At 43.6% G+C, this 2,390-nt stretch carries 3 protein-coding genes, 1 tRNA gene and 1 pseudogene; 3 read left to right on the forward strand and 2 right to left on the reverse strand.

What is annotated here, in order from left to right; translation table 11 throughout:
• Window positions 1-512: 512 nt before the first annotated feature.
• Window positions 513-635, reverse strand: a complete 123-nt coding sequence (locus AB5642_RS18385) for a DUF6783 domain-containing protein (protein WP_308768502.1) — start codon at window positions 633-635, stop codon at window positions 513-515.
• On the opposite strand from AB5642_RS18385, the pseudogene AB5642_RS18390 reads away from it, so the two are divergent.
• The 3 genes and pseudogenes from AB5642_RS18390 to AB5642_RS18400 all read left to right on the forward strand — a co-directional run bounded on the left by AB5642_RS18390 (window position 606) and on the right by AB5642_RS18400 (window position 2,277).
• Window positions 606-743: pseudogene (locus AB5642_RS18390) on the forward strand (DUF6783 domain-containing protein). The gene AB5642_RS18385 and the pseudogene AB5642_RS18390 overlap by 30 nt on opposite strands.
• Window positions 725-1,834 carry a DUF5067 domain-containing protein gene (locus AB5642_RS18395; RefSeq protein ID WP_237926070.1) on the forward strand — a complete coding sequence of 370 codons (1,110 nt, stop codon included), beginning with the start codon at window positions 725-727 and terminating at the stop codon, window positions 1,832-1,834. Before AB5642_RS18390 ends, AB5642_RS18395 begins: the two are co-directional and overlap by 19 nt.
• A gap of 224 nt (window positions 1,835-2,058) precedes the next feature.
• The gene (locus AB5642_RS18400) at window positions 2,059-2,277 is read left to right on the forward strand and encodes a DUF378 domain-containing protein (protein WP_148462795.1); all 219 of its coding nucleotides are present in this window, start codon (window positions 2,059-2,061) and stop codon (window positions 2,275-2,277) included.
• Window positions 2,278-2,316: 39 nt separating this feature from the next.
• Here AB5642_RS18400 and AB5642_RS18405 read toward each other — a convergent pair.
• Window positions 2,317-2,389: transfer RNA gene (locus AB5642_RS18405), tRNA-Gly, on the reverse strand.
• Window position 2,390 lies beyond the last annotated feature (1 nt).

The following is a 2,390-nucleotide window of genomic DNA, read 5'->3' on the forward strand; positions in this document are numbered from 1 at the left end:
ATAGCCTTTTTTTGCCATATATTCCATAAAGGGAAGATAGCGCTCCTTGTATTCGCTCATCCCATGAACAAGCTGCAGGATTCCTCTGTACGGTGTCTCATCCGGAACCACTGCCAGAACGGAAATATCAAGTCCATCCGCCTCTGATTCTATATAAGCTTCATACTTTGCACCCATAGTTTTTCCGCCTTTCTTCTTTTTTTATTATCTTAACATAAATACCCGGTATCCGTAAAGTTACTGGTTACTGTTCGCGACCTGACCAGTAACTCTGCAGTTACTGGTCACTGATAACGTTCCGCGAGGTGTTTTTTGTGAACAAAGTTCACAGGAAACCCGAGAGTTGCGGCACGAAATCATGCAAAGCATGATTTCTGTGCATCGCAAAGCGCGTTACTGTGAACGGAGTGAACAGTAACACTCGGTAAATACTTTGACACTCTCCCAAGAGTATACTATAATAAAAAAGATGTCACACGGATTTATATGTTAAATTTTTACAGACGGTCAGTTTATGAAATTATAATAGCATAAACATCGCCAGAGCATGTTTGAAAAAGGATTTCTGCAATATATGCGTCACGATTTGTGGGAGATTTTATCCGATTGAGGGAGGCGTAGCGGGCTACAACCACTGAAAGAGGGCAAAATATACCGCAAAGTGGGGCGTGCAGATTGCGGGAATGATTTTTCAAACACGCTCTAAACTTAACAAGGAGGAAACATGGAAGAAAAACAACTAAATATGCCAGATGAACACCCTGTTCCGAAGAAAAAAAGGAAAGAAAAGGCCGGACGCATTCTGCTTCTGCTTATTCTTATCCTTATCGTCGGTGCCGCCATTGGCTACTATTTCTACGAACGCAGCCAGCCAGCCAAAGAATTGGATAAATATCTTACCGGCATCCAGAGCCTTGATTTCGACACAATGGAAAGTATGCTCCAGAGCGCCGATCTTTCCGCTCTTGACAATGCAGATGTGCGAAACGCCACCTACGAAAGCTTCTTCAAATCCATCAATGCCAAAATGACCTGGAAGATCACAAAGACACGTTTCAGTTTTCAAGACGGCACTGCTGAAGTCACTGCGCGGATCCGCTATGTAGACGGATCTGATATCTACCGTGAAACTGTAACCGAATTCCTTCGTCAGATTGTTTCCAGCGCCTTTTCCGGCGAGAGTCTTACGGAACAGGAAACCCAGGACAAGCTTGCTTCTATTTTAATGGAAAAAGCCTCCAGCCTGGAAGACAAATTCAGTGAAACAGACATTGTTTATCCTATGATCAAAGTAAACGGCCAATGGAAGGTTACAGCTCTTGATGATGAAACAGTAAAGATCATGTCCGCCAATTTCAAAAGTGTAGAGGATGAGATCAGCCAGGCTCTGGCGGATTCCGACTCCACAGCAGAGGGAACCGATGGTCCAGCTGATTCTGTGGTCCAGACGCCTGCCACATCTGATGGAACCATTGATCTTTCCAACCAGCGTTTCTCTATCCACTATACCAGAAATGTAGTTTCCACAGACTTTGGCGGTGAGCCCTGCCTTCTCGTCTACTATGACTACACAAATAACGGAGAAAGTTCTTCCAGTGCTATGGTAGATGTAAATCTTACCGCTTATCAGAATGATGCGGCTCTTGAAGCAGCTATTCCGGCAAACAGTGATGAGGCTGTTGATGCATTTATGAAAGAAATCCAGCCAGGAGAAACAGTAAATGTATGTCAGGCTTTTTCCCTTAATGATATGAGCCCGGTTACCTTGCATGCTTCAGACGCATTTGGTCTGGATACTGGAATTACAGCAGCACAGACATTAAATCTCCAGTAAAAGAAGCAACCAGCACATCACCATATGGGAAGCACAATGAAATCTTTTATACGCGAAAGTTCCGTTTAAGGCTTTCGCGTATTTTTATGTCTCTCTTTGCAGTTTCAGACAGTCCCCCTGTTTTTTGCTGCTAAAATTCCATCTTTTACCACATTTTATACAGGCTTTTTCGTATAATTTCCACGATAAAAAGAAACACTATAGTTACGAAAGGATGGTGACTTATGGAAAATAAATTTTTAAATTGTTTCTGTCTGACTCTTACAATAATCGGCGCTGTCAACTGGGGACTGATCGGGTTCTTCAACTTTAACCTGGTAGCTCTCATCTTTGGCAGTATGAGCTGGATTTCCAGAATCATCTACGCACTGGTCGGACTTTCGGGTCTGTATCTGCTCAGTTTCTATGGAACGCTCTGCTCCAATGAAAATAATGCGTCATAAGTTAAAAAAGCCAGGAAACTTAATTCCTGGCTTTTAAAGAGCGATAGACGGGGCTCGAACCCGCGGTCTCGACCTTGGCAAGGTCGCGCGTTACCAACTACGCCACTATCGCA

Origin of the sequence: Ruminococcus sp. 1001136sp1_2201st1_G3_2201SCRN_220225 (genome assembly GCF_040924365.1) — a bacterium.
Taxonomy (GTDB): domain Bacteria; phylum Bacillota; class Clostridia; order Lachnospirales; family Lachnospiraceae; genus Blautia_A; species Blautia_A faecis.

Excerpts from the sequence above, each read along its gene's own strand:
- AB5642_RS18395 (WP_237926070.1), top strand. The coding sequence starts at position 725 with ATGGAAGAAAAACAACTAAATATGCCAGATGAACACCCTGTTCCGAAG.
- AB5642_RS18400 (WP_148462795.1), top strand. The coding sequence starts at position 2,059 with ATGGAAAATAAATTTTTAAATTGTTTCTGTCTGACTCTTACAATAATC.